Origin of the sequence: Solwaraspora sp. WMMA2080, assembly GCF_027497395.1 — a bacterium.
Classification (GTDB): domain Bacteria; phylum Actinomycetota; class Actinomycetes; order Mycobacteriales; family Micromonosporaceae; genus Micromonospora_E.
Genome location: NZ_CP114910.1, coordinates 1470843 through 1493780, shown reverse-complemented (window position 1 = coordinate 1493780; position 22938 = coordinate 1470843). Strand labels below are relative to the sequence as shown.

General features: G+C 68.6%; 24 protein-coding genes and 1 tRNA gene. 23 read left to right on the top strand and 2 right to left on the bottom strand.

What is annotated here, in order from left to right:
* The first annotated feature begins 153 nt into the window (after nucleotides 1–153).
* Complete coding sequence (locus O7543_RS06660) at nucleotides 154–1854, top strand: CTP synthase (RefSeq protein WP_281554649.1); 1701 nt, start codon at nucleotides 154–156, stop codon at nucleotides 1852–1854.
* Nucleotides 1854–2507 (top strand): NUDIX hydrolase, encoded by a 654-nt coding sequence (locus O7543_RS06655; RefSeq protein ID WP_281554650.1) that lies wholly within the window; start codon nucleotides 1854–1856, stop codon nucleotides 2505–2507. Before O7543_RS06660 ends, O7543_RS06655 begins: the two co-directional genes overlap by 1 nt.
* A 115-nt stretch (nucleotides 2508–2622) precedes the next feature.
* On the opposite strand, the gene O7543_RS06650 is transcribed toward O7543_RS06655, so the two are convergent.
* The gene (locus O7543_RS06650) at nucleotides 2623–2874 is read right to left on the bottom strand and encodes a TM2 domain-containing protein (RefSeq protein ID WP_278168812.1); all 252 of its coding nucleotides are present in this window, start codon (nucleotides 2872–2874) and stop codon (nucleotides 2623–2625) included.
* 259 nt (nucleotides 2875–3133) lie between these two features.
* Between O7543_RS06650 and ald the strand changes: the two genes are divergently transcribed.
* The 19 genes from ald to O7543_RS06555 all read left to right on the top strand — a co-directional run bounded on the left by ald (nucleotide 3134) and on the right by O7543_RS06555 (nucleotide 18765).
* Nucleotides 3134–4249, top strand: coding sequence for an alanine dehydrogenase (ald, locus tag O7543_RS06645; protein ID WP_281554651.1), 1116 nt, complete (start codon nucleotides 3134–3136; stop codon nucleotides 4247–4249).
* 23 nt (nucleotides 4250–4272) lie between these two features.
* A complete protein-coding gene (locus tag O7543_RS06640) occupies nucleotides 4273–5226 on the top strand; it encodes a site-specific tyrosine recombinase XerD (RefSeq protein ID WP_281554652.1) in 954 nt (317 codons plus the stop codon).
* A gap of 240 nt (nucleotides 5227–5466) precedes the next feature.
* The gene (locus tag O7543_RS06635; protein WP_281554653.1) at nucleotides 5467–6396 is read left to right on the top strand and encodes an AAA family ATPase; all 930 of its coding nucleotides are present in this window, start codon (nucleotides 5467–5469) and stop codon (nucleotides 6394–6396) included.
* Between the two features lie 117 nt (nucleotides 6397–6513).
* A complete protein-coding gene (locus O7543_RS06630) occupies nucleotides 6514–7392 on the top strand; it encodes a ScpA family protein (RefSeq protein WP_281555566.1) in 879 nt (292 codons plus the stop codon).
* Nucleotides 7389–8225, top strand: coding sequence for an SMC-Scp complex subunit ScpB (gene scpB / locus O7543_RS06625; RefSeq protein ID WP_281554654.1), 837 nt, complete (start codon nucleotides 7389–7391; stop codon nucleotides 8223–8225). The genes O7543_RS06630 and scpB overlap by 4 nt, the downstream gene beginning before the upstream one ends.
* Nucleotides 8212–8952, top strand: coding sequence for a pseudouridine synthase (locus O7543_RS06620; protein WP_281554655.1), 741 nt, complete (start codon nucleotides 8212–8214; stop codon nucleotides 8950–8952). The genes scpB and O7543_RS06620 overlap by 14 nt, the downstream gene beginning before the upstream one ends.
* 99 nt (nucleotides 8953–9051) lie before the next feature.
* Nucleotides 9052–9732 (top strand): (d)CMP kinase, encoded by a 681-nt coding sequence (cmk, locus tag O7543_RS06615; RefSeq protein ID WP_281554656.1) that lies wholly within the window; start codon nucleotides 9052–9054, stop codon nucleotides 9730–9732.
* The gene (der, locus tag O7543_RS06610; protein WP_281554657.1) at nucleotides 9729–11114 is read left to right on the top strand and encodes a ribosome biogenesis GTPase Der; all 1386 of its coding nucleotides are present in this window, start codon (nucleotides 9729–9731) and stop codon (nucleotides 11112–11114) included. The genes cmk and der overlap by 4 nt, the downstream gene beginning before the upstream one ends.
* Before the next feature lie 109 nt (nucleotides 11115–11223).
* Nucleotides 11224–11297 (top strand) — tRNA-Pro (locus tag O7543_RS06605).
* A gap of 626 nt (nucleotides 11298–11923) precedes the next feature.
* Nucleotides 11924–12163 (top strand): ATP-binding cassette domain-containing protein, encoded by a 240-nt coding sequence (locus O7543_RS06600; protein ID WP_281554658.1) that lies wholly within the window; start codon nucleotides 11924–11926, stop codon nucleotides 12161–12163.
* A 49-nt stretch (nucleotides 12164–12212) separates the two neighbouring features.
* Complete coding sequence (locus tag O7543_RS06595) at nucleotides 12213–13322, top strand: LLM class flavin-dependent oxidoreductase (RefSeq protein WP_281554659.1); 1110 nt, start codon at nucleotides 12213–12215, stop codon at nucleotides 13320–13322.
* Complete coding sequence (locus O7543_RS06590; RefSeq protein WP_281554660.1) at nucleotides 13319–14041, top strand: NADPH-dependent F420 reductase; 723 nt, start codon at nucleotides 13319–13321, stop codon at nucleotides 14039–14041. Before O7543_RS06595 ends, O7543_RS06590 begins: the two co-directional genes overlap by 4 nt.
* On the top strand, nucleotides 14014–15300 hold the full coding sequence (locus O7543_RS06585) for a glutaminase (RefSeq protein ID WP_281554661.1): 1287 nt from the start codon (nucleotides 14014–14016) through the stop codon (nucleotides 15298–15300). The genes O7543_RS06590 and O7543_RS06585 overlap by 28 nt, the downstream gene beginning before the upstream one ends.
* Nucleotides 15297–16022, top strand: a complete 726-nt coding sequence (locus tag O7543_RS06580; RefSeq protein ID WP_281554662.1) for a flavodoxin family protein — start codon at nucleotides 15297–15299, stop codon at nucleotides 16020–16022. Before O7543_RS06585 ends, O7543_RS06580 begins: the two co-directional genes overlap by 4 nt.
* A 47-nt stretch (nucleotides 16023–16069) precedes the next feature.
* The gene (locus O7543_RS06575) at nucleotides 16070–17011 is read left to right on the top strand and encodes a DUF5996 family protein (RefSeq protein WP_281554663.1); all 942 of its coding nucleotides are present in this window, start codon (nucleotides 16070–16072) and stop codon (nucleotides 17009–17011) included.
* 206 nt (nucleotides 17012–17217) lie between these two features.
* Entirely contained in the window at nucleotides 17218–17514 is a 297-nt protein-coding gene (locus tag O7543_RS06570; RefSeq protein WP_281554664.1) for a GNAT family N-acetyltransferase, read from the top strand.
* A 32-nt stretch (nucleotides 17515–17546) separates the two neighbouring features.
* The gene (locus O7543_RS06565; protein WP_281554665.1) at nucleotides 17547–17840 is read left to right on the top strand and encodes a (4Fe-4S)-binding protein; all 294 of its coding nucleotides are present in this window, start codon (nucleotides 17547–17549) and stop codon (nucleotides 17838–17840) included.
* 221 nt (nucleotides 17841–18061) lie between these two features.
* Complete coding sequence (locus tag O7543_RS06560; protein ID WP_281554666.1) at nucleotides 18062–18373, top strand: hypothetical protein; 312 nt, start codon at nucleotides 18062–18064, stop codon at nucleotides 18371–18373.
* Nucleotides 18374–18375: 2 nt separating this feature from the next.
* Nucleotides 18376–18765 (top strand): nuclear transport factor 2 family protein, encoded by a 390-nt coding sequence (locus O7543_RS06555; protein ID WP_281554667.1) that lies wholly within the window; start codon nucleotides 18376–18378, stop codon nucleotides 18763–18765.
* Nucleotides 18766–19041: 276 nt separating this feature from the next.
* On the opposite strand, the gene O7543_RS06550 is transcribed toward O7543_RS06555, so the two are convergent.
* Nucleotides 19042–19419, bottom strand: a complete 378-nt coding sequence (locus O7543_RS06550) for an SRPBCC domain-containing protein (protein ID WP_281554668.1) — start codon at nucleotides 19417–19419, stop codon at nucleotides 19042–19044.
* 209 nt (nucleotides 19420–19628) lie between these two features.
* Here O7543_RS06550 and O7543_RS06545 point away from each other — a divergent pair, with 209 nt between their 5' ends.
* Together O7543_RS06545 and ltrA are read left to right on the top strand one after the other, a co-directional pair.
* A complete protein-coding gene (locus O7543_RS06545) occupies nucleotides 19629–20840 on the top strand; it encodes an ISAs1 family transposase (protein ID WP_281554669.1) in 1212 nt (403 codons plus the stop codon).
* A 430-nt stretch (nucleotides 20841–21270) separates the two neighbouring features.
* Complete coding sequence (gene ltrA / locus O7543_RS06540) at nucleotides 21271–22707, top strand: group II intron reverse transcriptase/maturase (protein WP_281551635.1); 1437 nt, start codon at nucleotides 21271–21273, stop codon at nucleotides 22705–22707.
* The last annotated feature ends 231 nt before the right edge of the window (nucleotides 22708–22938 follow it).

Sequence of the window (22938 nt, the reverse complement as noted above, 5' to 3'; positions counted from 1 at the left end):
CCGGCCGAGCAGAGCCCGGCGAAGGCACCCGACGAGGTCAGCGGGTCCGCTGTTTCGGCAGGTGTTACCGTGGAGTCCCGTGGATCGCGCCAGCAGCTTCATCAGTGACGCGCCGGTCTGCACGACCAGTCAGACGACCCACGGGAGCACGCCTTGGCCCCTTCGACACAGACGGTACGGCACATTTTCGTCACCGGGGGCGTCGCGTCCTCACTCGGCAAGGGGTTGACCGCATCCAGTCTGGGCAACCTGCTCAGCGCTCGCGGACTCCGAGTGGTGATGCAGAAGCTCGACCCGTACCTCAACGTCGACCCCGGCACGATGAACCCCTTCCAGCACGGTGAGGTGTTCGTCACCGACGACGGCGCCGAAACCGATCTCGACGTGGGGCACTACGAACGGTTCCTCGACCGTGACCTGTCCTGCAAGGCCAACGTGACCACCGGTCAGATCTACTCCGAGGTCATCGCCAAGGAACGCCGGGGCGAGTACCTCGGCGACACGGTGCAGGTGATTCCGCACATCACCAACGAGATCAAAGCCAGGATCCGGGCGATGGGAGAGCCCGACGAGCACGGGTTGATCCCGGACGTGGTGATCACCGAGGTGGGCGGCACCGTCGGCGACATCGAGTCGTTGCCGTTCCTGGAGGCGATCCGCCAGGTCCGTCACGACGTCGGCCGGGACCGCTGCTTCTACCTGCACGTGTCGCTGGTTCCCTACCTGGTGCCGTCCGGCGAGCTCAAGACGAAGCCGACGCAGCACTCGGTCGCCGCGCTGCGCAGCATCGGTATCCAGCCGGACGCGATCGTGTGCCGCTCCGACCGGGAGATCCCGGACAAGTTGAAGCACAAGCTGTCGCTCTACTGTGACGTGGACCGGGAAGCGGTCATCGCCGCCCCCGACGCGCCGAGCATCTACGACATCCCGAAGGTGCTGCACCGGGAGGGCCTCGACGCCTACGTGGTGCGCCGGCTGGGTCTGTCCTTCCGCGACGTCGACTGGACCAGCTGGGACGACCTGCTGGAGCGGGTGCACCATCCGCGGCACACCGTCACCGTGGCGCTGGTCGGCAAGTACGTCGACCTGCCGGACGCGTACCTGTCGGTGACCGAGGCGATCCGGGCGGCGGGTTTCGGGCACCGGGCGCGGGTGCAGATCCGGTGGGTGCCCAGCGACGAGTGTGTCAGCCCGAACGGTGCCGCCGCCGCGCTCAGCGGGGTCGACGGGATCGTGATCCCGGGCGGATTCGGGGTGCGGGGCATCGAGGGCAAGATCGGCGCGGCCCGGTACGGGCGGGAGAACGGCGTCCCGGTGCTCGGGCTCTGCCTCGGCCTGCAGTGCATGGCGATCGAGGTGGCCCGCAACGGTGCCGGTCTGGCCGGTGCCAACTCCGCCGAGTTCGACGAGGAGGTTGAACACCCGATCATCGCGACCATGGCGGACCAGGAGCAGATCGTCGCCGGCAAGGGGGACATGGGCGGCACGATGCGCCTCGGCGGGTACCGGGCGCTGCTGGCTGAAGGCTCGATCGTCGCGCAGGCGTACGGGGCGACCGAGGTCAGTGAACGGCACCGGCACCGCTACGAGGTGAACAACGCGTACCGGGAGGTGTTGGAGAAAGCCGGGTTGCGGATCTCGGGCACCTCGCCGGACGGCCGGCTGGTCGAGTTCGTCGAGCTGGACCGGGCTGAGCACCCGTTCTTCGTCGCCACTCAGGCCCACCCGGAGCTGAAGAGCCGCCCGACCCGGCCGCATCCGCTGTTCCATGCCTTCGTCGGTGCGGTGATCACGTATTCGGAGGCCGACCAGTTGCCGGTGGATCTGGCGCCGGCCCCCGGAGGCCAGGCCTGATGCGGGAGCACGGGCCGGACGCCGAAGACGGCTCGGGCGGTCACGTCTACCGGGTGCTGTCGCGGACCGACCGGTTCTCCGGCCCAATCTTCTCGGTGGTCAGCGACGAGGTGACGATGCCGGCTGGCGGTGTGGCCAGGCGGGACTACGTACGGCATGTCGGCGCGGTCGCAGTGGTCGCGCTCGACGAGGCCGGACGGGTGGTGCTGGTCCGTCAGTACCGCCATCCGGTCGGCCGGCAGCTGTGGGAACTTCCCGCCGGCCTGATCGACGTCGCCGGGGAGGAACTGCCCGCCACCGCCCACCGGGAGCTCGTCGAGGAGGCCGACCTGACCGCCGGTCGACTCGATCTGCTCGTCGATGTGCACCCGTCGCCGGGATTTTCGGACGAGACGGTCCGGATCTTCCTCGCCCGGGACCTCACCCCGGTGCCGGAGCAGGACCGGCACCATCGCCACGACGAGGAGGCGGAGCTGCAGGTCCACCTCGTCGACCTCGACGAGGCGGTCCGGATGGTACTGGGCGGCGAGATCACCAACGGTCCGGCGGTAGCCGGTCTGCTGGCTGCGGCCTGCGCCCGGCAGACGGGGTGGGCGGCGTTGCGTGCCGTCACCGAACCTGCCCCGCGCCCGCCCGGCGGCGCGGCGCGCTGACCCGGCGGCCGGCGAACGGCGGCCGGCGCGGATGTCGTCCGCCCGACCGCCGTTCGGCTTGTCGCAATCTCCGCTCGGCCACCGGTTACGCGGTGGTCGCCGAGCGGTCGGGTGGTCAGTCGCGCAGCGGCCGACCCTGGGCGTCGGTGCCGCCGTTGACCAGGACGAGAATCCCGTCGATCAGGCCCCAGAGCGAACCGAGGCCGCAGGTGACGACGCTGACGACCAACTGGAGTACGGCGATCTTGGTGTGGCCTGTGTAGAACCGGCCGACGCCGAAGCCGCCCAGCAGGATGCCGAGGACCCCGGCGATGATCTTGCTCTTGTCGGAGACGCCACCGGCGCCAGGATGCTGAGGAAAGGTCATGGAGCGGCAATGTAGTGACCTTGGTCCAGGTCGTCGCAGCGAAGGTCCGGATCCTGGGAAAACCGCGGACCGCGCTCACCTGGTGGTCCCTGGCCTTCACTCCATGTGATCGCCTGGGCGGTGGTCGCTCGGAATGACACACCGTCAAGCCGTGCCGTCATCGACTGTCAACGTGCCGGCTGTCGGACCTGTCGACCGGATCTAGACTTCGCCGGGAGACAAGTTCGGGCAGCGTGGCCCGCGGAAAGGTGACGGCGACGTGAAGGTTGGCATTCCCCGCGAGGTCAAGAACCACGAGTACCGGGTGGCGATCACCCCGGCCGGGGTGCACGAGTTCACCCGGGCCGGTCACCAGGTGACGGTGGAGACCGGCGCCGGCGTCGGATCCGCCATCACCGACGACGAGTTCGCCGCCGCCGGGGCGAGCATCGCCCCGAGCGCCGACGACGTCTGGGCGAGTGCCGACCTGGTCCTCAAGGTGAAGGAGCCAGTCGCCGAGGAACACCACCGGATGCGACCCGGCCAGGTCCTCTTCACCTACCTGCACCTCGCGGCGTCGCGAGAGTGCACCGACGCCCTGCTGCGCCAACGGGTCACCGGAATCGCGTACGAAACGGTGGAGAACGCCGACCGTTCCCTCCCGCTGCTCGCACCGATGTCCGAGGTCGCCGGTCGGCTGGCCGCACAGGTCGGCGCGTACCACCTGATGCGTCCCGGCGGTGGCCGCGGCGTGCTGATGGGCGGGGTCCCCGGCGTCTACCCGGCGAAGGTGGTGGTCATCGGGGCCGGGGTGTCCGGGATGAACGCGGCCGTGATCGCGGCCGGGATGCACGCCGACGTCCTGCTGCTCGACCGGGACATCAGCAAGCTGCGTCAGGCGGACGCGATCCACCAGGGGCGGATGAAGACGGTCGCGTCGAACACCTACGAGGTCGAGCGGGCGGTGATCGACGCGGACCTGGTGATCGGCGCGGTCCTGGTGCCCGGAGCGAAGGCACCCAGGATCGTCACCAACGAACTGGTGTCCCGGATGAAGCCCGGCAGTGTGCTCGTCGACATCTCGATCGACCAGGGCGGGTGTTTCGAGGACTCCCGGCCCACCACCCACGCCGAACCCGTCTACCCGGTCCACGACTCGGTCTTCTACTGCGTGGCGAACATGCCCGGCGCCGTCCCGCACACCAGCACGTACGCGTTGACCAACGTCACCCTGCCGTACGCCCTCGAACTCGCCAACCGGGGCTGGCGCGACGCGCTGCGTCACGATCGGGCTCTCGCCGCCGGTCTGAACACCCACGACGGCGAGATCACCTCCGGTCCGGTGGCCGAGGCACATGGCCTGAGCAGCCGGTCGTTGGCCGAGGTGCTGGGCTGACCGGCGACGCGCCGCCGCAGACGGTGCCGCCGGCCCCTGCGCTGCGGCACGCGGTCCGCAGCTACCTGGACCACCTGACCGTCGAACGCGGGCTGTCCCAGCACACCCTCCGGTCCTACCGGCGCGACCTGGACCGCTACCTCGGCACGCTGGCGCACCTGGGGATCGCTGAACTTGCCGAGGTGGGGCCGGTGCAGATCACCGGGCACCTCGCCGCGCTGCGGGCCGGCGCCGACGGGCAGCCGCCGCTGTCGGCCGCGTCCACCGCCCGGGCCGCCAGTGCCATCCGCGGGCTGCACCGGTTCGCCGTCCGGGAGGGACACGCCGACTCCGACGCCGGCCGCGACGTCCGTCCCGCCGTCCCGCCGCGCCGGCTGCCCCGGGCGCTCGACGTCGACCAGGTCGAACGGTTGCTGACCGCCGCCGGCGCGGTGGACGGTCCGGTGCCGCCGCTGGCCGTACGCGACCGGGCACTGCTGGAGTTCCTCTACGGCACCGGGGCGCGGATCTCCGAGGCGGTCGGTGCCGCCGTCGACGACCTCGACCTGGACACCGGGACGGTCCTGCTCCGTGGCAAGGGCGGCCGGCAGCGGGTGGTCCCGGTCGGCGGGTACGCGGCCGACGCGCTGCGGGCCTATCTGACCCGGGTGCGGCCGGCACTCGTGGCGGCGGGCCGGGGCAGCCCGGCCGTCTTCCTCAACGCGCGGGGCGGGCAGCTGTCCCGGCAGAGCGCGTGGACGGTGCTGCGGCGCGCCGCTGAGCGCGCCGGGTTGCCGGTGAGCGGGGCACATCCGGTTTCCCCGCACACCCTGCGGCACTCGTACGCCACCCATCTGCTCGACGGCGGCGCGGACGTACGGGTGGTCCAGGAACTGCTCGGCCACGCGTCGGTGACCACCACTCAGGTCTACACGCTGGTGACCGTCGACCGGCTCCGCGAGGTCTACGCCACCGCGCATCCGCGGGCCCGTGGTTGACCCGTTCCGCGAGCCTGCGGTCGATCCGTAGGCGGATGCGGGTGCGGGCGTCGGGCGTACCCGGGTCATGCCGGGTCGACACGCCGGACCGGTGTCCGCCGCACCCCGGCCGGGTGGCGTACAGTCGGGCAACGGCGCGGCTTTCGTACGGCGGCAGGCGAAGGCCCCGCAGCGGCGACGCCGCTGCAGACGCCGGTCGGCTCCGGCGCCGAGCAGTCGTCGGGAGGGGGCGCACAGGACATGGCGGGCAACAGTGACCGTGCCGAGGCGTGGACCTCGACGCTCCGCGAACAACAGGCAGGGCTCGATCTGAGCGCGGAGCTCGGTCCCGCCGATCCGACCGCCTACACCATGCGCAAGCCGATCCCCGAGCCGATGCCGACCGACCGGCACGGCCCGGCGCGGGTCATCGCGATGGCCAACCAGAAGGGCGGCGTCGGCAAGACCACCACGACGATCAACCTCGGTGCCGCGTTGGCCGAGTACGGTCGCCGGGTGCTGCTGGTCGACTTCGACCCGCAGGGCGCGCTGTCGGTCGGGCTCGGGGTCAACCCGCACAACCTCGATCTGTCGGTCTACAACCTGCTGATGCAGGACGACGTCACTGCCGAGGACGTGCTGATCAAGACCGACGTCGCCGGTCTGCACCTGCTGCCGGCCAACATCGACCTGTCGGCCGCGGAGATCCAGCTGGTCAACGAGGTTGCCCGGGAGATGGCCCTGGCCCGGGTGCTCAAGTCGATCCGCAAGGAGTACGACTTCGTTCTGATCGACTGCCAGCCCTCGCTCGGTCTGCTGGCGATCAACGCGCTCACCGTGGCACACGGTGTGCTGATCCCCCTGGAATGCGAGTTCTTCAGCCTGCGTGGGGTGGCGCTGCTGCTGGACACCATCGACAAGGTCCGCGAGCGGCTCAACTTCGACCTGGAGCTCGAAGGCATCCTCGCCACGATGTACGACAGCCGCACCACCCACTGCCGGCAGGTGCTGCAGCGGGTGGTCGAGGCGTTCGGCGACAAGGTCTACCAGACGGTCATCACCAAGACAGTGAAGTTCCCCGAGTCGACGGTGGCCGGCGCACCGATCACCAGTCTCGACCCGGCCTCGTCCGGCGCCCGCAACTACCGGCAGCTGGCCCGCGAGGTCATCGCGCACCAGGCGGAGCGCTAACCTGCGGTGCAGCTCGTCGAGCAGGTGGACTACGGTCGACGGGTGAGCGCTCCGACGGTCGACGTGACAGCTGGGCAGGTTGCCGGGACGGCACCCGGCTCCGGCGACGCCGCCGGGGTGGTCCTGCCCGGCGAGAGCACCGGATTCACCGTCCGGCTGGACAACTTCACCGGACCGTTCGACCTGCTGCTGCAGCTCATCGGTAAACACAAGCTGGACGTCACCGAAGTGGCGTTGCACCAGGTCACCGACGAGTTCATCGCCTACATCCGGGCGATGGGCGACGACTGGGACCTGGACGAGGCCAGTGAGTTCCTGGTCGTCGCGGCGACCCTGCTCGACCTCAAGGCCGCCCGGCTGCTGCCCGCCGCCCAGGTCGAGGACGAAGAGGACCTGGCTCTGCTGGAGGCCAGGGACCTGCTGTTCGCCCGGCTGTTGCAGTACAAGGCGTTCAAGGAGGCCGCGGCGCACATCGCCGAGCTGGAGACCGCTGGGGCCCGCCGCTATCCCCGCTCGGTCACCATGGAGGAGCGGTACGCGCAGGCGCTGCCCGAGCTGGTGCTCGGTATCGGTCCGGAGCGGCTCGCGAAGCTCGCGATCAGGGCGATGACGCCACGCGTCGCACCGGTCGTCTCCATCGACCACGTGCACCAGATCCGGGTGAGCGTGCGGGAGCACGCCACTCTGTTGCGTGACCGGCTGCGCCGGATGGGCACCGCGACGTTCCAGACGCTGTGCCTGGACTGCGAGTCCACCCTGGAGGTCGTCGCACGCTTCCTCGCGCTGCTGGAGCTCTACCGGGAGGGTCTGGTCGGCTTCAGCCAGGAGCAGGCCCTGGGGGATCTGACCGTACGCTGGACCGGAGGCGCCGACGGCGGCGGGGAGCTCACCATTGACGAGTACGCCGGCCACCCGGAGGAACGGGACGCCGCCGCGGCACCGGTCACCCAGCTGAAGGCCGTGCAGCCGGACGCCGTGCAGGAGGAGACCCCGTGAGCACCGACGAGCAGCCCGACTCGCTCGCCGAGCAGGCGGCCGCCTGGGTGCCACCGTGGGCGCGGGCCCCCGTACCAGCGGAACATGCCACCGCGCCCGAACCGCAGCCGCCGCCGACCCCCGAGCCTGAACCGGTCCCGGCGGCGGAGCCGGCCCCCGAGCCGCCGCCGGCGCCCGAGCCGCCGCCGGCGCCCGAGCCGGTGCCAGCCGCTGAACCGCCGCCTACAGCCGGGCCGACACCGGTGGTCGGGCCGTCGCCGGTCCGACCGGAGGCGCTGGCGCTGCTCGACGACGCCGAGTTGCGCGCCGCGCTCGAAGCGATCCTGCTCGTGGTCGACGAACCCGTCGCCGAGGTGGTCCTGGCCCAGGTGCTGGAGCAGCCCACCGACCGGATCGCCGCAGTCCTCGCCGACCTCTCCGCCGGCTACACAGCGGCCGGTCACGGCTTCGACCTGCGTCGGGTGGCTGGCGGCTGGCGGCTCTACACCCGTCCGGAGTACGCGCCGTACGTGGAGCGGTTCGTACTCGACGGGCAGTCGGCACGGCTGACCCAGGCCGCGCTGGAGACCCTCGCCGTGGTCGCCTACAAGCAGCCGGTGACGCGTGGCCGGGTCTCCGCGATCCGGGGTGTCAACTGCGACGGGGTGATCCGTACCCTGTTGTCCCGTGGCCTGATCGAGGAGTGCGGCAGCGAGCCGGAGTCCGGCGCCTACCTCTACCGCACCTCGACGCTGTTCCTGGAGAAACTGGGGTTGGACAGCGTCGAGGAGCTACCCTCGCTCGCGCCGTTCCTGCCCGACGACGTGGAAGAGATTGCCGATGCCCAGCGATGACGACAGCGGTGTACAGCGTCTGCAGAAGGTGCTCGCCACCGCCGGAGTCGGCTCGCGGCGGGCCTGCGAGGATCTGATCTTCCGACGCCGGGTGACGGTCGACGGACGCATCGCTCAACTCGGCGACAAGGTCGACCCGCGTACGGCGGTCATCCACGTCGACGGCGAACGGGTCGTCGCCGACCACCGGCTCGCCTATCTGGCGATGAACAAGCCCCGCGGCGTGGTTTCCACCATGGCAGACGAAAAGGGTCGTACCGCGTTGTCGGACCTGCTCGACCGGGTTGACCAGCGGGTCTACCACGTCGGCCGACTGGATGCGGACAGTGAGGGACTGTTGCTGCTGACCAACGACGGCACGCTGGCCCACCGCCTGATGCATCCGTCGTACGGGGTGCCGAAGACGTACCTGTGTGAGATTGCCGGCCCGGTGCCCCGGGCGGTCGGCCGCCGGCTGCTCGCCGGTGTCGATCTCGACGACGGGCCGGCCAAAGTGGACAAGTATGCGCTGCTGGACACCCTGGGTCGCACCGCGCAGGTCGAGGTGGTGCTGCACGAGGGGCGCAACCACATCGTGCGTCGGCTGTTCGACGAGGTGGGGCACCCGGTCTCGCGACTGGTGCGGACCGCCATCGGGCCGATCCGGCTCGGTGACCTGCGGCCGGGGCGGACCCGGCGGCTGAACAACGCGGAGGTCGCCGCCCTCTTCTCGGCCGTCAGCGACTAACCAGGCATGATGGACCCGGAAAGCGGGCACTCGGCAGGTGCCCTCGTGGATGCTCCCGGGACTGCCGGGGCCGGTGGTACGGAAGAGAGGAAACCGACGGTGGCTGAGCAGGCACGGACCGGGCACTTCGTGGTGGCGGTGGATGGTCCGTCCGGATCCGGCAAATCCACCGTTTCCCGGCGACTGGCCGCCGCGACAGGCGCCCGCTACCTGGACACCGGCGCGATGTACCGGGCAATCACCTGGGCAGTGCTCCGGTCTGGCGTCGACCCGCACGACACGCCCGGGGTCGTCAAGGTCGCGTCGGACGTCACCTTGACCGTCGGCACCGATCCGGCGGCACCGCACATCAGCGCGGATGGCGTCGCGGTGGACGTCGAGATCCGCAGCCAGGAGGTCACCTCCGCAGTGTCCGCGGTGGCGGCCGTGCCGGCGGTACGTGAACGGCTGGTCGCCGAGCAGCGCGCGTTGATCGATCAGCCGTCCCCGATTGTCGTCGAGGGCCGTGACATCGGCTCCGTCGTCGCACCCGATGCTGACCTCAAGGTCTACCTCACCGCGTCGGCCGAGGCCAGGGCGATGCGGCGCAGCGCCGAGACCGCCGCCGACGTAGCGGCGACAGCCGCGGCGCTGGCCCGCCGCGACCGGCTCGACTCGACCCGGGCCGCCGACCCGTTGCAGCAGTCCGCCGACGCGGTCGAGCTGGACACCACCGGGATGGGCATCGACGAGGTCGTCGACCAGCTCCGCGAGCTGCTCGTAGCCCGGACGACCCGGTGAGCGCCGAGGCAGTCCCGGACGAGCGGACCGGGCCGGCCGCCCCGGTCCCGGTGGTCGCCGTCGTCGGGCGCCCCAACGTCGGCAAGTCCACACTGGTCAACCGGATCATCGGCCGCCGGCAGGCGGTGGTGGAGGACACCCCGGGCGTGACCCGGGACCGGGTGCCGTACGACGCCAACTGGTCCGGTCGGCAGTTCGTCGTCGTCGACACCGGCGGCTGGGAGCCGGACGCCCGCGACCGCGCCGCCGCGATCGCCGCCCAGGCCGAAGCCGCGGTGGCCACCGCGGACGTCATCCTGTTCGTCGTCGACGCCACGGTCGGCTCGACCGATGTCGACGAGGCCGCGGTCAAGATGCTGCGACGCAGCGCCAAACCGGTCCTGCTGGTCGCCAACAAGGCCGACAACATGTCCGTCGAGTTGGAGTCGGCCGCCCTGTGGTCACTCGGCCTGGGCGAGCCGTACCCGGTCTCGGCGCTGCACGGTCGCGGGTCCGGCGACCTGCTCGACGCGGTCCTCGACGCGTTGCCTGATCCGCCGCCGGTCACCGAGCCGGGTGGGCCGCGCGGCCCTCGCCGGGTCGCCCTGGTCGGCCGGCCGAACGTCGGCAAGTCCAGCCTGCTCAACCGGCTCGCCCGGGAGGAACGGGCCGTCGTCGACTCCGTCGCGGGCACCACCGTCGACCCGGTGGACAGCATCGTCGAGATCGGCGGTGAACCGTGGCAGTTCGTCGACACCGCCGGGCTGCGCAAACGCGCCAACCGGGCCAGCGGCACCGAGTACTACGCCAGCCTGCGCACCGCCGGCGCGATCGAAGCGGCCGAGGTGGCGGTCGTCCTGCTCGACGCCAGCGAAGTCCTGAGCGAGCAGGACCAGCGGGTGCTGTCGATGGTCGTCGAGGCCGGCCGGGCCTTGGTGATCGCGTTCAACAAGTGGGATCTGGTCGACGCCGACCGACGCTACTACCTGGAGAAGGAGATCGAGCGGGACCTCCGGCGCATTCCGTGGGCGATCCGGGTGAACATCTCCGCCCGGACCGGCCGGTCGGTGGAGCGGCTCGCCCCGGCGCTGCGGACCGCCCTGGCCAGCTGGGAGACCCGGATCCCGACCGGCCAGCTCAACCAGTGGATCACCGCCCTGGTGCAGGCCACCCCGCACCCGGTACGCGGCGGCCGCGCACCGCGCATCCTCTTCGCCACCCAGGCCGGCGTGGCGCCGCCCCGGTTCGTGCTGTTCACCACCGGCCCGCTCGACGCCGGCTACCAGCGGTTCGTCGAGCGCAAGCTGCGGGAGGAGTTCGGCTTCGAAGGCACCCCGATCGAGGTCACGGTGCGCCCACGCAAGCAGGTGGGTCCCGGCGGGCGGGGCAAGGCCCACGGCTGAGGCCCGTCGCCGGTATGGCTGCCGTATCTCCCCGGGTGGGGGCCGCGGTGTCCTGGCCGACCGGTGCGCTACGCTGTACCGGCTGCCGCCGGCGCTGTGCCGGCTGGAGCGGGACGTGGCGCAGCTTGGTAGCGCACTTGACTGGGGGTCAAGGGGTCGTCGGTTCGAATCCGGCCGTCCCGACAGCGTGAGGGTTTCCGCAGGTCAGCGACTTGCGGGAGCCCTCTTTTCATTGCTTGGCATGGATGCCCGGTCTGGCGTGCCGCTGTTGGACCACAAAACTCGGGCAGGTTGCCATGGCACTGTTGGATCTTCAGAAGCTGACCGTAGGACTGTCCCGGACCTGGGCCGGGTCCCTGCGGGACTGGGACCGGTCGCTGCGTTCGGGGAACTATCCGGAGACGACCCGGTACAACTGTCTCCTCGCGGCGGCGCAGCTGGCGCGGTACCTGGGGGAGCACTCGCCCGACCCGGACGCCGACGACGGCGCCGCCGACCCATGCGTGGTCTGTCTTTCACTTCCACCCGAGGTTGGGATGAGGTCCGACAGGGGCGGAGTAGGTAGTTGTCACCCGTGATCTCCACGCGGAGCGGTTGATGAAACGGATGCCGTAGGTCGAGACAGGCCCGAGCGCGCGGCTTCCATCACTGGTCAACCCGCGTCCCGGCTGCCACGCCGGCTTGCTCGCACCGCCCGTGACCAGCTCGCTTGCGAATCGGTGCGCTGAAGGTGAGGGCTAAGGCGTTTATACCGACGCGAAGGCGCCGCCGAGGACGGAAGTCTTGTGCCGAGACGAGAGGGAGCCGCGATGCCCGTCAGCCCAGTCATCGAAGCCGCCCAATTGAGCGTTACCTACGGCAAGTTCGACCCCGTCGAGGAGATCTCGACCCATGTCGCGCTCTGGGAGCTCTACGCCCTCCTCGGCACCAACGGGGCAGGCAAGACCTCGACGATCGAGGTCATCGAGGGTCGTCGGACGGTGTCGGCGGGCACGGTGCGCGACTTCGGCGAAAGCCCCACGGCCCGGCGAACGGTGGCCGTCACCTAGGTGCTCGGCGGCAACGCCTGCGCGCTGAGCATCACCACATCTGGACCAGATGTCGGAGGCAGCCGAGACATTGAAGGAGTCACCCACGGTGGATGCATCGCAGATCGAGTTCGGTATCGACAGTTTCGGTGACCGCCCTCATGATGACCGGGGGGAAATCGTCTCGCACGCGAAGGCGATCCGCGCGGCAGTGGCCGAGGCCGTCCTGGCCGACCAGATCGGCATCGACGTGGTCGCATTGGGCGAGCACCACCGGCCGGAGTACGCGATCTCCAGTCCGGAGACTGTGCTCGCCGGCATCGCGACCGCCACGCAGCGGATCCGGCTCGCGTCGGGAGTGACGGTGCTGTCCTCGGATGATCCGGTGCGGGTGTTCCAGCGCTTCGCCACGATCGATGCGCTATCCAGCGGTCGCGCCGAGGTGATCCTCGGGCGAGGGTCGTTCACCGAGTCGTTCCCGTTGTTTGGGTACGACCTGAAGGACTACGAGGTGCTGTTCGAGGAGAAGATCGACCTGTTTCACCGACTGCTGGACGAGAAGCCGGTGACCTGGGAAGGCACCACTCGCGCCGCCCTGCAGAACGCGGACGTCTATCCGAAGACGGAATCGGGACGTCTGAGCACCTGGGTGGGAGTGGGCGGTACGCCGCAGTCGGTGCTCCGCACCGCGCGCTACGGATTCCGGCTCATGCTCGCCATCATCGGTGGCGTACCCGATCGCTTTGCTGCGTACGTGGACCTGTATCGACGGGCGCACCAGCAGCTCGGCACGACCGCTGCGCCGGTCGGGGTGCACTCGCCTGGCTTCGTCGCCGCGACCGACGAGGAGGCCAAGGAGCTGTTCTACCCCGGATACCGGGAGATCCGCGATCGGATCGGCACGTTGCGCGGTTGGCCGCCGCTCCAGCGGCGGGAGTTCGATGCCGACGTGGCGCACGGCTCGCTGTACGTCGGGTCGGTCGAGACCGTCGCGGCGAAGATCGCCCGCGCGGTCCGGATGTTGGACGTGGGCCGTTTCGACATGATCTACTCCGCCGCGGGGACAGTCTCCGCCGCGGCGCGGATGCGGTCGGTCGAGCTGTACGGCACGCAGGTCATTCCGCGGGTGCGTGAGCTTCTGGCTGAGCAGTCCGCAGCCACGGCGCGGGTTGCACGATGACTTCTCGTGTCACAACCGTCGGTATTCTGGGTGCCGGGAAGGTCGGCACCGTCCTGGCCCGTCTGGCCGTCGCCGCCGGCTATCGCGTCCTCATAGCCGGCTCCGGAGATCCTGAGAGGATCGCACTGACCACCGAGGTGCTGACACCCGGCGCCACTGCCGGGTGGCCGACCGAGGTCGCGGCGACCGCGGACGTGGTGATCCTCGCACTCCCATTCAGCAGGCACCGCAACCTCCCGGTAGACGAATTGAAGGGGAAGCTCGTCGTGGATGCGATGAACCACTGGTGGGAGTCTGACGGCCTCCGCGACACGATCGTCCCGCCCGGCGTGTCATCGAGCGATGCCGTGCAGCGGTTCCTGCCGGGCGCGCGGGTCGTCAAGGCGCTGAACCACATGGGCTATCACGACCTCGAAGAGGAGGCTCGTCCCGCAGGGCGGTCCGGGCGCAAGGCGATCGCGGTCGCCGGAGACTCTCCCGAGGACGTGGCTGTGGTGTCACAACTCATCAACGCGTTCGGATTCGACGCCGTGGCGATCGGCTCCCTCTCGGCCGGTGCCCGCGTCGAGCCCGGGACTGCTGCGTTCGGAGCGAATGTCGAGGCCGCCGAGCTGCGAACCCTCACCACAGCCTGCCGGGCCGTTCGGGCGCGGCCCTGCAAACAGCTTCCGCGAGAACCTGAGGAGGACAGATGCGGTCAGTCGTTCCCGACTATCTGACTGACGTACTCGCAGATGTCGAATCGGACACCTCCGGGGAGCCGGCGGGGTACATCCCCGAGCTCGCGGCGGCTGATCCTGAGCGTCTGGCAGCGGTCTTCGCCACGGTCGACGGCACGGTCCATGGTGCCGGCGACCCTGACGTCGCGTTCACGATCCAGTCGATCTCGAAGCCTTTCGTGTACGCGATGGCGCTCTCCGATCGCGGCTTTGATCGAGTGCTCGCCAAGGTCGGGGTCGAGCCATCCGGGGAGGCGTTCAACGAGATCTCCTTGGAGAACGACACGGGGCGCCCTCGTAATCCGATGATCAACGCCGGCGCGATCACCGCTCACTCACTTACCGGTCCGGAAAACGTGACGCCCGTCGAGCGGGTCGACCGCGTCGTCCAGGGGCTTTCGGCGTTCGCTGGCCGTCAGCTGACAGTCGACGAGACGGTGTGCGCATCCGAGATGGAGAACGCGCACCGCAACCTTGCCATCGCGTACATGCTCCGCAGCCACGGCATCCTCACCGAGGACCCCAGGGCCGTCGTCGATGGCTACATCCGTCAGTGCTCGGTCCTCGTGACCACCCGGGATCTGGCGATGATGGCGGCGACGCTGGCCAACCGCGGGGTGAATCCCCTGTCGGACGAGCAGGTGGTGGACGGGGCGGTGGTGCGTCAGGTCCTGAGCGTCATGGCCACCTGCGGGATGTACGACGCCGCCGGCGACTGGGCCACGCAGGTCGGCATTCCAGCGAAGAGCGGTGTGGCCGGGGGACTGATCGGTGCACTCCCCGGTCAGCTCGGCATAGCCACTTTCTCGCCACGACTGGACAGGCACGGCAACAGTGTTCGCGGAGTGTCGCTGTTCGAGCGGTTCTCGGCAGACATGGGACTGCATGTGATGGAGGTCCCGCCTGCGGCGCGCGCGGTCGTGCGTTCCAATCGGGTACGGGGTGACGGAGCGGACGCGACCCGGGTTCTCCGGCTGCAGGGCGGAATCCACTTTGCGGGAGCAGAACGGATCGTGCGCGAGGTCGTGGAGAGCGCGCCTTCGGAGCCCCGAGTGGTCCTCGACGTCTCCCTGGTGCACTCTATCGACGACGTGTCCCGACGAATGCTCCTGGAAGTCGCGCGTCGGCTCCGCCTGAACGGTCACGAAGTCTATCTCGTAGATCCGGAGATGATGATCCCGGACCCCGACCCTGGCGACGGGGTCCGGCTCGCGGTCATCGATGTCATTGCTCAATTGCGACCAGGAAGGACATCATGACCGCGAGGATCATCGAGAAGCCCGACTTTACCGGGCTGCATGCGATGTATATCAACTGCACCCTCAACCGTTCCCCCGGCCGGAGCCACACCCAGGGGTTGATCGACCGCAGTGTGGCGATCATGGCGGCGAACGGGGTCAGCGTGGACCAGATTCGCGCCGTCGACCACGACATCGCCACCGGCGTGCGACCGGACATGACCGAGTACGGGTGGGACACCGACGAATGGCCCGCGTTGCTGACCCGGGTGCTGGCAGCCGACATCCTGGTCATCGCCGGTCCGATCTGGCTCGGCGACAACAGTTCGGTGACCCGCCGGGTGATCGAGCGGCTCTACGGCTACTCCGGTGTACTCAACGAGCAGGGTCAGTACGCCTACTACGGGCGGGTCGGTGGCTGCCTGCTCACCGGCAACGAGGACGGCCTGAAGCACTGCGCCATGAATATCCTCTACAGCTTGCAGCACATCGGCTTCACCATCCCGCCGCAGGCCGATGCGGGTTGGCTCGGCGAGGTCGGTCCCGGCCCGTCCTACCTCGACGCGGGTTCTGGCGGGCCGGAGAACGACTTCACCAACCGCAATACCGCGTTCATGACCTACAACCTGCTCCACCTCGCGTCGATGATCCGTCGTGCCGGCGGGTTCCCGGCCTACGGCAACCAACGCACTGTCTGGGACGCAGGAGTCTATCCGGACACGGCCAATCCCGAGTACCGCTGACCCGACGACCGTCACCTCTCGTGACAGCGCCAAGGATGTGAGTAGCGATGACCATTTCGGCAACGACGAGCTGGCCGAGCCTGCGGGTCTCGGACTGGACCGACACGCGTGACACCCTGCACATGTGGACCCAGATCGTGGGCAAGATCCGCATGGCGCACGCTCCGTTGGTCAATCACTGGTGGCAGGTGACCCTGTACGTGAGCCCACGCGGGTTGACGACGTCCGCCATCCCGTACGGCACGGGAGCCTTTGAGATCGAGTTCGACTTCATCGGCCATCGGCTCGACGTGCGCACCAGCGACGGCGGCGTGCGGAGTCTTCCGCTCCGGCCGATGCCGGTCGCCGAGTTCTACTCGCGGGTCATGGCCATGCTCGACGAACTCGGGATCGAGGCGCCGATCCGGCCGCATCCCAACGAGGTCGACCCGGCGATCCCGTTCGCCGAGGACCACCACCACGCCTCCTACGACGGTGAGGCCGCCGCCCTGTTCTGGCGGCAGCTGTTGCAGGCGAACCGGGTGATCGGCGAGTTCCGGTCGCATTTCGTGGGCAAGGTCAGCCCGGTGCACTTCTTCTGGGGCGGGATGGACCTCGCCTGCACCCGCTTCTCCGGCCGGTCGGCCCCGCCGCACCCCGGCGGAGTGCCGAACTGCGGAGACTGGGTCATGGTCGAGGGCTACTCCCGCGAGCTGTCCAGCTGCGGGTTCTGGCCCGGCGGCGGTGAGGAAGGCGCCTTCTACTCGTACGCCTATCCCGCACCCGACGGGTTCGCCGAGCAGCCGATCGGACCCGACGGCGCGTACTTCAGCGCTGAGTTCCAGCAGTTCCTGCTGCCGTACGAGGCTGCCCGCGCCGCACCGAATCCGGACCGCGCGGTCGCTGAGTTCCTCCGCAGCACCTACGTGGCCGCCGCAGACCTCGGGGGCTGGGACCGCTCCGCCCTGGAGGACGACCCGTTTCGTTGGCACCGAACCTCTGCTCGGTGAAGACCACCAAGGTGATCGCACGACCGCCGCGTTACCCCTGCGAACACGACTGGCGGCAACCGGTGGTACGGCCGGCGGTCGAGCCGTATGACGCCTCTGGGAGACAGATGCTCGCCGGAGACGGCGGAAGCGACCTCTGACCTGGCCGCCGCGCCGGTCCGCCCGTATCAGAGATGAGAGCTGATGGAGGACACATGGTAGTTAATGTGAAGGATGTCCCCGAAGCCAAGCAGTACGAGGCTCGGGTCGAGGGAGAGTCCAAGGTTGCGGGTATCGCGCAGTACATCCGGACCAAGGAACTCATCGCGTTCGTGCACACCGAGGTCCCGCCGGAGTACGAGGGCAGGGGAGTGGGGACGGCCCTTGCCCGCGCCGGCCTCGACGAGGCCCGCGCCGCAGGCCTGCTGGTCCTGGCCACCTGCCCGTTCTTCGCGGGGTGGATCGCGCGGCACCCCGAGTACCAGGACCTGGTGTACCAGTCCCGCAGCAGAGTCACCGACTGAACAGCAGGGCGCGGCAACGATGGAGAGGCGACATGAGCAGCGGAACCGCGAAGAAGGCGTACGAGGGTCAGTCGATCACCGTGACCTTTGAGGCCAGGCGTTGCCTGCACGCTGCCGAGTGGGTTCGCGGCTTGCCGGAGGTCTTTGATCCGGGTCAGCGCCCGTGGAGCCGGCCCGACGGTGCCGAGGCCGAGCGCTTGGCCGAAGGGCTCCGACGCTGTCCCTCCGGAGCGTTGCGGTACGAACTCGTATCCGGCGGGGCGGAGGCCCCTGATCGGCCCACGTGGGTCACGCGACTCCACCGGACAGTTGATCGTGCGCGGTGAGTTGAGTGTGGCCACATCGCGAGGTGCGAGCGCTGAGATCAGGGCCGTCCTATGTGGCTGCGGGCAGAGCCGCCTGCAGCCGTACTGCGATCACACCGGGCCTTGCGGTCAGACCCCGCTTGGATGACCCGACACCCGGTCGGTCGATTCCCAGCATGAGCCAAGGAGCGAGCAGGTGGTCTGCAGAGTGCACACCGACCGGCTGAAGATGAAAGGATGTTATGACTGAGCAGGTTATCGGCAGAAGCTACCGGTTCAACCTGGGTGAACTGACGGTCCGGTTCACCTTTGATTCGCAGACACAGGGAAGCTTCGTCGTCGAGAGCGGTGGCGGGCTTGCGCCCGATGGTCACGCGGAGACCGTGAAGCTCGACCTGCGGGAGATTCGCGACGGCGTCTACTTGAATTCGTGGACGGAGGCCAGCGGCGCCACCGTCACCCACGTCGAGGGCTTCGCCAACGCGACGCTGTATTCCAATGTGACTGTCGGCGGCACTCTCTACAACTTCGTCGGGACTATCGAGGAGGCATGACCATGGCCGCGAACACAGCGACTGGCCAGGCTCAACGCAACACCGAAATCGTACTGACCGCCATGCGGGAACTCTTCGTTGAGAAGGACATCACGGCGCTCGACCGGTACTGGTCTGAGCCCTACGTCCAGCACAGTCCTCAGTTGGCCAATGGTCTGGGCACGCTACGCGCTGTGGTGCCGGGCCTGGAGGGCTTCTCATGGGAGCCGAAGCGGATCGCCGCGCAGGGTGACCTCGTGTTCACCCACAGCGTCGTCCATGGGTGGGCGCCGAATCCGGTCGTCATCGTTGACATCTTCCGGCTCGATAACGGACGTATCGTCGAACATTGGGATGTCATTCAGGACCTCACCTCCCCTGAGGCGACCGTCAGCGGTAACCCGATGATCTGACACTCTGTAGGCGGGAGTGGGCGGCATATCGGCTCAGGGAAAACCTAACCACCCCCGGCTGCTGCAACAGGCCTGAGCGCCTCGCGTGGCGTTCCTGGTACAAACGAGCTCACCGCCTGACCGTGGCCTCGGATCGTCCTGATTCGATGGACTACCTGTCAGTCAGGGAGCAGCTGAACCGGGCGGGGCTCATTTCACATACCGACCCGGCGGGCTCGTCGCGGTCGGCGAGCCACTGCCGGGAGTCACCCAGACGCCGGGCTGCGCACACGGCCGTCATGCCTCTGCCCGCGCGGCGAGAGCCGTGTTCATCGTAGCGAAGCCTGACTCGGCCGAGCGCAACAAGCCGGGCAGCATCATCACGAACAATCCAGAGAAGCGTTCGGACTGGGTGAACCGGGTCGATTTGGGAGTGAGCGGTTCGATGTCGAAGGAGTGCGCGCCGTCGAAGATCCCCGGGATGAGCACACGGCCGAGCCACGCGAGCTGCCGCTCGGGCTCGGCGGTGGTGACGGTGGGAGTGAAGCGGCGCGGCTTAGCCCCGGGAAGAGCGATAGTGACCGCCACATGAGAGCCACGGGTCAGGCTGCCGTCAAGCTTCGTGATGAACGGGTTCCATTCCGGGTAACAGCGGTCTCGGTGAGAATCGTCCACACAGGATCCGCAGGCGCGGCGATGTCGATCGTATGGTTGATGGTAGGCATGGTCGTCCGCTCCTGGTTCAGGGCCGTTGCGTAGTCGGTTGAGGGCTGGCTGAGCTGGGAGTTTGGGAGGAATCCGGGGGTCTATGCAGGACGGGCACGGCCCGTTGGTGATCATGAAGTTGCGAAGCCGCATGATCCCGAGGAAGACCGCACCCGCCGATGCCATCATCACCCACCGAGATTCTGCTGCCGCACCGACCCACCGATACGCCTCTCCCGGTAGCGGTCACTGACAGCGAGCAGCTCAGTCTGTTCGTCGCGTTGAGGGCGGTTCCCGATCCGCGTGACCCGCGTGGCCGCCGCTACCCCCTGGTCAGCGTGCTCGCGGTCGCGGTGTGCGCGGTGCTGGCCGGGGCGTGCACGTTCGCCGCGATCGCCGACTGGGTACGCGACCTCGACCGCGCCGCGTGGGCGAGGCTCGGGTTCACCGACCGGGTCCCCGCCGCGACCACGGTGTGGCGACTGTTGATCCGCATCGACGCGCAAACGCTGTCGGCGGTACTGGCCCGCTGGCTGCGGGCACGCACCACACCGGACGGCGGGACCGGACGGCGGTGGCGCATCGTCATCGCCGTCGACGGCAAGGTCGTACGCGGTGCCCGGCTCCCCGACGGACGTCAGGTCCATCTGCTGTCGGCCTACGACACCAGCACCGGCATCGTGCTCGCCCAGGTCCAGATCGCCACGAAATCGAACGAGATCCCCGCGTTCACGCCCCTGCTACGCCTGGTCGCCGCCCAGCTGGGATCGCTGACCGACGTCCTGGTCGTCGCGGACGCCCTGCAAGCCCAGACCGGACACGCCGAGTACCTGGCCGCCGCCGGCGGACATCTGATGGTCACGGTAAAAGCCAACCAGCCGACCACATTCGCCCAGCTCAAGACGCTGCCCTGGGCGCAGGTCCCGGTCGGAGCGCGGACCCGCGAGACCGGACACGGCCGCACGGAGACCCGCACCGTCAAGGCCGTCACCGTGGCGACCCCCGGCGGGCTCGGCTTCCCCCACGCCCAGCAGGCCGTTCGGATCACCCGGACCCGCACGGTCAAGGGCAGGACCAGCCGCGAAACGGCGTATCTGACCGTGTCCCTTCCCGCCGGAGCAGCCCAACCCGCCGACCTCGGCGCCTGGGCGCGAGCGGAGTGGCATATCGAGAACCGCCTGCACTACGTCCGCGACGTGACGTTACGTGAGGATGCCCATCGAGCCCGGACCGGCAACGGTCCCGCCGTCTTCGCCACACTCCGTAACACCGCGGTTGGCTACCACCGTGCCAACGGCGAACCCAACATCGCCCGCGCCACCCGACGCGCGAACCGACGCTCCACAGACCTCATCGACGCCGTGACCAGCAGTAATCCGACTACGCAATAGCGTGTGCCACGAACGAGGAATGGTGATCGCGATGTAGGAGCGATGTCAGGAATCGATGCTGTGCAGGAGATGAAGGTTTGGCCCTTCGGAGTCGCCTTTCGGGAGGAGGCTTCAAACCACCACATGCTGCGTTGGCTGAAGACCGTCGTGGTGAGCGATGTGGAAAAGGCGCCGTGAGAGGTGTCAGGTAGGGACCGGGAAGATGAGTGAAACCGAACCGCTGTTGACGTGTCGTTACGTTTTAGGTGGCATCAGAACCGTGGTCCTTGCTGTTGGCTGCGGGATGAGTCTGGCGGGTGCCCGATGACTGGCCAGGCGGTGCTCGGCATGGAGGCGGCATGAGCCTGGTCTGCGGCTTCTGCATGGAACGTGGGAAGGCGTGTCTCGATACCGCCCCGGGTAGCCGGGCGAGAGGGAGTAGCCGAGCGGGATGTGCCCGCGAGGTGTGAGTACCGATGCGAGACGCGCTGGCGGACCGGCCCGTAGTAGTGACGAAGCCCTGGTAATCGGGGTGGAGCGAAGGGGCCGGGCCATCCGCAGTTGGTTCGTCTGGTCAACCAGAACGCATAACGGTCTGGGAGGAACTGTGAGGAGCGAGCTGACATTGTCAGAGAAACCGTTAGAGATTTCAAAGTGGGAAGTCTGGGAAGCGTACGAAAGAGTCAAGGCGAACAAGGGAGCACCCGGAGTCGACGACGTCAGCTTGGGGGAGTTCGAGAAGGATCTGAAAGGAAATCTGTACAAGATCTGGAATCGGATGTCCTCGGGCAGTTACTTCCCGCCTCCGGTGAAAGCGGTGCGGATACCGAAACCGCAGGGTGGGGTCAGAACACTCGGTGTGCCCACTGTGGGTGACCGGGTGGCGCAGACCGTGGTGGCCCGCAGGATCGAGGAGAAGGTCGAACCGATCTTCCACCCCGACTCCTACGGCTACCGGCCGCGACGGTCGGCGCTGGACGCGGTAGCGGCATGCCGGCAACGGTGCTGGCGCTACGACTGGGTCGTCGATCTGGACGTCCAGGCGTTCTTCGACAGCGTCGACCACGACCTCATGATCAAAGCGGTGGAGGCGAACACCGACCTGCCGTGGGTACTGCTGTACGTCAAACGGTGGCTCATCGCCCCGATGCAGCAGCCCGACGGTAGCCTGCAACCCCGAGACCGGGGAACCCCGCAAGGGTCCGCGGTCTCACCCGTGCTGGCGAACCTGTTCCTGCACTACGCGTTCGACACCTGGATGGCCCGGACGTTCCCGTCCGTGCCGTTCGAACGCTACGCCGACGACGCGGTGGTGCACTGCGCCAGCGAACGCCAGGCGTACCTGGTGCGCCAGGCGATCGAGGACAGGATGGTCGAGGTCGGGCTGCGCCTGCACCCGGACAAGACCAGGATCGTGTACTGCAAGGACACCAACCGGCGAGGCGCCCATCCGGACACCTCGTTCACGTTCCTCGGGTACACGTTCCGTCCTCGCGGGGCCAAAGATCGTCGAGGGGACGTGTTCACCGCGTTCCTCCCGGCGGTCAGCAAGGACGCTCTCAAAAGACTCAGCCGTACCGTCCGGCGATGGCAGATCCACCGCCGGTTGGACCTCAGCTGGGCCGAACTCGCCGAGATGATCAACCCCGTCGTACGCGGGTGGATGAGCTACTACGGGCGGTTCTACCGCTCCGAGCTCAACACTCTCCTGGCGCGCATCAACTCCTACCTGGTGCGTTGGATCCGCAAGAAGTACCGGCGGCTACGACCCCGACGCAAGGCCCGAGTCGTGTGGGAACGCATCATCGCGCAACACCCGCGCTACTTCGCGCACTGGGCCTGGGTCCGTAACCCTCTGATGATGGCCAGGGTGGTACGAGCGGAGTGACGGGAGACTGTCACGCTCCGTTCCGTGGGAGCCCGGAGGTGAGATCCCTCCGGGCGACCCGACCCTGGCTCCTGGTTCGGCCTGAGGGCGACTCGGCGGCCAAATCGGTTGTGCGGCATGGTGTCGCAGGTTTCCAGGTCATGTCGGGATGAGGTCTTGCGATCCGAACCGCCGTCGGTCATCGGCGTATCGCCAGCCTCGCATCCGTGGCGACGGTTCGCGTCGGTGGAA